At 49.2% G+C, this 7,222-nt stretch carries 5 protein-coding genes and 2 pseudogenes; all 7 read right to left on the reverse strand.

Going from position 1 to position 7,222, the window contains the following annotated elements:
* Positions 1–114 precede the first annotated feature (114 nt).
* The 7 genes and pseudogenes from ELAC_RS06315 to ELAC_RS06335 all read right to left on the reverse strand — a co-directional run bounded on the left by ELAC_RS06315 (position 115) and on the right by ELAC_RS06335 (position 7,054).
* Positions 115–1,626, reverse strand: coding sequence for an SEL1-like repeat protein (locus ELAC_RS06315; RefSeq protein ID WP_098038436.1), 1,512 nt, complete (start codon positions 1,624–1,626; stop codon positions 115–117).
* A gap of 165 nt (positions 1,627–1,791) precedes the next feature.
* Positions 1,792–3,300 carry an SEL1-like repeat protein gene (locus tag ELAC_RS06320; protein ID WP_098038437.1) on the reverse strand — a complete coding sequence of 503 codons (1,509 nt, stop codon included), beginning with the start codon at positions 3,298–3,300 and terminating at the stop codon, positions 1,792–1,794.
* 114 nt (positions 3,301–3,414) lie between these two features.
* The gene (locus ELAC_RS06325; protein ID WP_098038438.1) at positions 3,415–4,926 is read right to left on the reverse strand and encodes an SEL1-like repeat protein; all 1,512 of its coding nucleotides are present in this window, start codon (positions 4,924–4,926) and stop codon (positions 3,415–3,417) included.
* A 115-nt stretch (positions 4,927–5,041) separates the two neighbouring features.
* Entirely contained in the window at positions 5,042–5,407 is a 366-nt protein-coding gene (locus ELAC_RS11880; protein ID WP_239414412.1) for a tetratricopeptide repeat protein, read from the reverse strand.
* Positions 5,408–5,593: 186 nt separating this feature from the next.
* A pseudogene (locus ELAC_RS12065) lies at positions 5,594–5,680 on the reverse strand (hypothetical protein); the annotation flags it as partial.
* 101 nt (positions 5,681–5,781) lie between these two features.
* Positions 5,782–6,360, reverse strand: a pseudogene (locus ELAC_RS12070) (tetratricopeptide repeat protein); the annotation flags it as partial.
* 94 nt (positions 6,361–6,454) lie between these two features.
* Positions 6,455–7,054 carry a hypothetical protein gene (locus ELAC_RS06335; protein ID WP_098038440.1) on the reverse strand — a complete coding sequence of 200 codons (600 nt, stop codon included), beginning with the start codon at positions 7,052–7,054 and terminating at the stop codon, positions 6,455–6,457.
* Positions 7,055–7,222 lie beyond the last annotated feature (168 nt).

Here is a 7,222-nt window from a genome sequence, read left to right on the forward strand (position 1 = left end):
TAGGGCGCTTCAGTTTGAGTGAGTTTTAAACCACCGATTTCTGAAGCTAAAAGTGTCGATTTCTATTGCGTAGGGGTTGCTTATGCAATCACCATCGGCATCATCGACCTCAATTTATTTTCCAAGGGCTTCCTTTCTTCTAAAGGCAAGGATGTAGTATTGATGCGCCTTGGGAATATCGCGCTCAATCCCGTCACCCGCCTCGTACATCCTTGCCACTTGGAACATGGATTTGCCATGCTTGGAGATTTCTGCCGCTTTTTTGTAGAGCTCAAACGCCTTTTTCTTATCCAGCGGAAGACCATCTCCTGTCGCATAGCGGTTTGCCAGAGTATGCTGTGCGGACGGATGGTTCTGATCGGCAGCAAGATGTAGGTAGTGAATCCCCTCTTCCATGTCGATCTCCACGCCCTCCCCCCTTAGCTTCATCTGGGCATAGGTATACTGTGCCCGGCTATCTCCACGATCAGCGCATCTTTTATAGAGAGCGCACGCTTCCGCTTTATTAACCGCAGTTCCCTCGCCATGATACAAAGCCCTTGCAAGACTGGATTCTGCAAGAGCGTATCCCTTAGAAACCGCCCTTTTAAAGAGTTCATAGGCCCGGGGCAAGTCCTTAGGTATATGCTCACCGCTTTGCAGCTCCAAAGCGAGTGCATACTCTGCATTAGACAGTTTTAAAATTTCGGCATTTTCCTCGATGAGCTTAAGTGCCACAGCTGGGTTGGCATCAACCCCTTTGCCGTTTAAAAGGTACTGAGCATAATTGAAACGTGCTTTCGGATGACCCAGGGCTGCCGCTACTCTCCAGTAATAGGCCACTTCAGCATTTTTCTCTCCCTCGGGATATTTTTTGTATAGGATCACACCCATTGCATAACAGCAATCAGTACTTCCAAGCCAAGCGCCCCTCCGATAATACTTTAACTCGTTATCTTGACCTTGGTTAGGGGCAGCCGGATCGCTTGAACTTAAGCAAGCGAGGGTATACGCACTTCGGGCATAGCCTCTTTTCAGCATATCTTCCAGAATATGACTAAAAAGCGATCTTTGCTCTTCTGTTATTGATTCTTCGAAAATCGATTTCCACATGCCGTTCAAAACACCTCCGAACTGTCCTTCCAGTTCGCGCTGGCGCAACAGCTTAAGGGACAAATTCTCTTTTTCGTCGGGGAGCAGTAAGGTTTCATCGGGTCTAAAATATGTTAATCTGGATACAGGCGCCTCAAGCGTGCTGCCCTCGCTACGGACTTTTTTTGTCAGAGCTCCAGCTGTCGATGCATCTGTATTCAAAGCATCTTCTTGCTTTCGTTTCACCCCTTTACTCGCCCTTTCCTCCGCAGGCTCCTTTACAACTACCGCAGGGAGTGTCTGCCCTGAAAAAATTGCCGGGAAAACCGCTTTTATTGTAGGCAAGGGGATCACCGGATAGGGGATCTGGAAAGGAATCTTCCCCAAGGGATTGAATAGAGCCGGATTGGACATCAAATGCTGCGCAGGCACTCCCTGCTTGAAAAGAGGCTGCAGAAGAGGACCGGGCGCCATCGGCTCCTGCTGGGGAGAAGTTGTCTGTCTCGAATTCAAAGAAACAAACTGTGGAAGATGGGGAAAGTTAATGGGATTCATCGGTTTATCCTAAATTATAAATGATTTGAATTAGGGCGCTCGAGTTTGAGTGAGATTTCACACTGCCACTTTACTTGAGCTAAAAACTGCGTTTTTAATTGGAAGGTTGTGGATGCCTAAATTACTCCCTCATTGTTCATTTCCATCTGCATCATCGATTTCAATTTATTTTCCATGGGCACCCCCCTCCTTAGAAGCAAGGAAATAGTATTGACGTGCTTTGAGAATGTTGTGCTCAATCCCGTCGCCTCTCTCGTACATTTTTCCCACCCGTAACATGGACTTTACATGCTTTGAGTCATCGGCTGCTTTTTTATAGAGATCAAACGCTTTCTTCTTATCCTTCGGAAGGCCATCTCCTGCCGCGTAGCGGTTAGCCAGAGCATGCTGTGCGGATGGAAAATTCTGATCGGCAGAGAGATGTAAGTAGCGAATGGCCTCTTCTACATCGGCCGTAACACCATCGCCCGTGAACTTCATCAAGGCATAGTTATACTGAGCTTTTCGATCGCCGCGATCAGCACATCTTTTATAGAGAGCGCACGCTTCCGGTTTATCGACCGCGGTTCCCTCACCATAAAACAAGGCCCATGCCAGCGTGGACTCCGCCAGAGTATGTCCCTTAGAAGCCGCCCTTCTTAAAAGATCGCAGGCTCGCGGCAAGTCTTCAGCTATATGTTCACCGCTACGCAACTCCGTAGCGAGCTTATACTCTGCATCAGGCTGGTTTAAAATTTCGGCATTCTCCTTCAATAGCTTAAGTGCCACGGCCGGATCGGCTTCGACCCCATTACCCTGCAAAAGGAGGCAAGCGTAGTTGAAGCGCGCATTCGGATGTCCAAGGGCTGCCGCTACTCTCCAGTAACTCGCCACTTCAGCATTTTTTTCGCCCCCGGGATAATTCTTGTATAGGATCATCCCTAAAGCAAAACAGCAGTCAGTACTTCCAAGTTCAGCCCCTCTCCGGTAGCAGTTTAACTTGTATTCCTGACTAAGGCGAGAGACGGCCGGATCGTTTAAACTCAGGTAAGCAAGGGTATACGCACTTCTGGCATAGCCTCTCTGCAGCAAATCTTCCAAGGTATCGATGAACTCCCGCCTTTGATCTTCCGTTATTGCACCGTCGAAAGCCGATTTCCATATGTTGTCTACAACAGTCCCAAACTGTTCTTCAAGCTCACGCTGTCTCCTCAGCTTAGCGGACAAATCTTCTTTCTCACCGGGAAACAGTAAGGTTTCATCGGATCTGAAATGTCGTAGCCTAGATACAGGCGCCTCAAGCGGGCTGTCCTCACTGCGGATTTTTTTTGTCGCTCCAGCTGCCACCTCATCTTCATTCAAGGCATCTTCTTGCTTTCGCTTTACCCCTTTACTTTCCTCTTCCTCCATGGACTGCGAAGCAACTGTCACAGGAAGTGTCTGTCCTCCAAAAAATGCCGGAGAAACCGCTTGGATCGGAGGCAAGGGGATAACAGGGAAGGGGATCTGGAAAGGAATCTTCCCCAAGGGATTGATAGGAGCCGAGTTGGGCATCAAATGCTGCGGAGGCACTCCTTGCTGGAAAAGAGAGAGTAGTTGCGGGCCAGGCGCCGCCCGCGCTTGCTGGAGAGGAGTTACCTGTTCCTGATTCGGAGGACCAAATTGTGGAAAATGGGGAGAGTTAAAGAGATTCATTACATCCTTGATAATTGATTAATTTAATTAGAGCGCTTCAGTGGGATTGAGAGTTTGACCCACAATAACTGAAGCTAAAACAGCTGGTTTTATGTGCAAAAAGCTTGAAACCTTCTAACTTTCAAACTCCCCTTTCGCCATCTCCACCTTCATGAAAGACTTCATTTTATTTTGAATGGGAGCGCCCTTCTTATGGGCTAAGACATAGTAATCAAGAGCTTTGACAATATCACAATCGACACCGTCGCCTGTCTCGAACATCTTCCCCAGCTGAAAAAAAGACTTCATATGCCCTGCACCATCTGCAGCTTTTTTATAGAGCTCATAGGCCTTCTTCTTGTCCATCGGAACACCATCTCCTGCCGCGTACCGAAGGGCCAGACCGTGAAGTGCGGAAGGATAATCCTGATCGGCCGAAAGCTGCATGTAGTGAATCGCCTCTTCTACATTAGTCTCCACTCCATCACCCGTGAGCTTCATCGCAGCATAGGTATACTGTGCCACTTTGTGCCCGCGATCGGCGCATTTCTTATAAAGAGCGCACGCCTCCGGTTTATTCACGGCAATTCCGTCTCCGAAGTAGAAACACGCTGCAAGATTGTGCTCTGCTTCAAGATGTCCCTTAGCAGCCGCTCTTTTAAAAAGTTCGTAGGCGCGCGGCAAGTCTTTAGTGACATGTACACCGTATAGCAGTTGGTACGCGAAACGATACTCCGCCTCAGTCTGTTTTAAAATTTCAGCATTCTCCTCGAAGAGCTTAACTGCCGTGGCCGGATCAGCCTCGACTCCGTTGCCCTGAAAAAGGCAATAGGCATAATTATAGCGCGCTTTAGGATGTCCAAGGGCTGCCGCCACCCTCCAGCAATACGCCACTTCAGCACTCTTTTCGCCATCGGGATAATTTTTGCTGAGAGCTGCACCAAATGCGAAGCAGCACTCGCCGCATCCGAGTTCCACACCCCTCTTGTAGTAACTTAAGGCATCCTCTTGCCGGAATTTTAAGTCTTCAGGATATTTCAAAATCAAGGAAGCCAAAGCAAAAGCACTTCTTGCAACCCCTTGCTGCAACAGATCCTCCAGGAAATCGACGACTGCCTGCCTTTGCTCTTGCGTTGTGGGGCCTTCGCACATCAATTTCCGTACGTCTTCCAAAGCAGCTCCATACGCGCTTTCAAGCGCTTGCTGCCGCTCCAGTCTAGGGAATAAATCCTCTTTCTCCGCGGGATGCAGCAGGGTTTCATCCAACCTAAAGTATCCTTTCCTTAATGCAGGCGGCTTCACAGCACCGTCTTCGCGGCGGGCTTTTTTGGTCGCTACCCCGACGTTCGCCGTCTCTTCCAGCTTCCTTTTCACCCCTTTACTCTCTTCTTCCGCCATAGGCTCCGGCGCAGTTGGTGCAGGGAGTGCCTGCCCAACAAAAATACCCTGGGGAACTGTTTGCATCGCAGGCAACGGATTAAACGCCATCGGATTTGCCATTGCCATCTGAGGCGGGATTGCCTGCTGGAAAAGAGGCTGCAAATGAGGACCAGGCGCTATCGGTGCCGGCTGAAGAGGATTCCCCTGTCCCGGGTTCAAAGGGGCAAAAAGTGGGTATTGAAAATAGGGAAAGTTAAAGGGATTCATGAGTTTATCCTTGATAATCGAAAATTTAAATTAGAGCGCTTCAGCTGGATTGAGAGTTTGACCACAATAACTGAAGCTAAAACTGCCGGTTTCACGTACAAAGGTTTGCAAAAGCCTAAATGTCATATCCCCCTTTTGCCATTTCCACCTTCATGACAGACTCCAATGTATTTTGAATGGGAGCACCCTTCTTATGGGCTAGGACATAGTAGTCTAGAGCTTTGACAATATCACACTCGACACCGTCGCCGGCCTCGAGCATCCCCCCCAGCTGAACAAAAGACTTCGCATGCCCTGCACCATCTGCAGCTTTTTTATAGAGCTCATAAGCCTTCTTCTTGTCCATCGGAACACCCTCTCCTGCCGCGTAACGAAGGGCCAGAGCGTGAAGCGCGGAAGGATAATCCTGATCAGCCGAAAGCTGCAGGTAGTGGATCGCCTCTTCTACATTGGTCTCCACTTCATCACCCGTGAGCTTCATCACAGCATAATTATACTGAGCTTTTCGATCGCCGCGATCACCGCATCTCTGATATAAAGCACACGCCTCCGGTTTATTAACAGCAGTTCCCTCTCCGTAATATAAACTCCCTGCAAGAGCGAGCTCTGCCACAGCATGTCCCTTTGCAGCCGCCCTTTTAAAAAGCTCATAAGCACGCGGTAAGTCTTTAGCGACATGTACGCCGCTAGACAGCTCACTGGCGAACTTATACTCTGCTTCAGGCAGTTTACTCGATTCCCTCGATCGGCGCATCTCTTATACAAAGTGCACGCTTCCGGTTTATTAACGGCAGTTCCCTCTCCATTAAACAAACTCGTTGCAAGATTGATCTCTGCCGCAGCATGTCCCTTTGCAGCCGCCCTTTTAAAAAGTTCATAGGAGCGCGGTAAGTCTTTAGCCATATGCTCACCACTAAACAGCTCGTAGGCGAACTTATACTCCGCTTCAGGCTGTTTTAAAATTTCGGCGTTCTCCTCGATGAGCTTAAGTGCCGTGGCCGGATCGGCTTCGACTCCGTTGCCCTGCAAAAGGTACTGAGCGTAGTTAAAGCGTGCCCTGGGATGCCCAAGGGCCGCCGCCACCCTCCAGCAATACGCCACTTCAGCACTCTTTTGGCCATCGGGGTAATTTTTGCAGAGGATTTGACCCACTGAAAAACAGCACACGGCGCATCCGAGTTCCGCACCCCTCTTGTAGTAGTTTAAAGCATCCTCTTGCTGATTTTTTGAGTTCTCGGGATATTTCAAAATCAAAAAAGCCAGGGCAGCTGCACTTCTTGCATACCCTTGCTGCAATCCCAGAACAAAAGCACTTCTTGCAAACCCCTGCTGCAACAGATCTTCCAAGAAATCGACGCCTGCCTGCCTTTGCTCTTGCGTTACGGGGCCTTCGTAAATCAATTTCCGTACGTCGTTCAAAGCAGCTCCATACATACTTTCAAGCGCTTGTTGCCGCTCTAGTTTAGGAAATAAATCCTCTTTCTCCGCGGGATTTAGTAAGGTCTCATCAAGACTAAAGTATCCTTCCCTAACAGCAGGCGGCTTCACAGCACCGTCTTCGCGGCGGGCCCTCGTAAATCAATTTCCGTATGCTGTCCAAAGCAGGTCCATACTCCCATTCAAACGCTTGCTGCCGCTCCAGTTTGGGGAACAAGTCCTCTTTCTCCGCGGGATGCAGTAGGGATTCATTCGGACTAAAGTAGCCTTCCCTAAATGCAGGCGGCTCCGAAGCACCGTTTTCAAGGCGAGCTTTTTTGGTCGCTACCCCAGTGGTCGCCGTCTCTTCCAGCTTCCTTTTCACCCCTTTGCTCTCCTCTTCCACCATGGGCTCCGGAGCAGCTGCGATGGGGAGTGCCTGCCCACCAAAAATCGCCTGGGGGAAAATCTGCATCGCAGGCAACGGATTAAACGCCATCGGAGGGTTAAAGGGAATCTGGAATGGAAGGTTCCATAAAGGATTGAAGGCCATCGGATTTGCCATTGCCATCTGAGGCGGGATTGCCTGCTGGAAAAGAGGTTGCAAATGAGGACCTGGCGCTATCGGCGCCGGCTGAAGAGAATTTCCCTGCCCCGGGTTCAAAGGGGCAAAAAGTGGGTATTGAAAATAGGGAAAGTTAAAGGGATTCATGAGTTTATCCTTGATAATCGAAAATTTAAATTAGCGCGCTTCAGTTGAAGTGAGAGTTTGAACCCACAATAACTGAAGCTAAAACTGCTGGTTTCACGTACAAAAGGTTTGCAAAATCCTAAATGTCATATTCCCCTTTCGCTATCTCCACCTTCATGAAAGACTTCA

The sequence above is a fragment of the Estrella lausannensis genome, from assembly GCF_900000175.1.
Taxonomy (GTDB): Bacteria; Chlamydiota; Chlamydiia; order Chlamydiales; family Criblamydiaceae; genus Estrella; species Estrella lausannensis.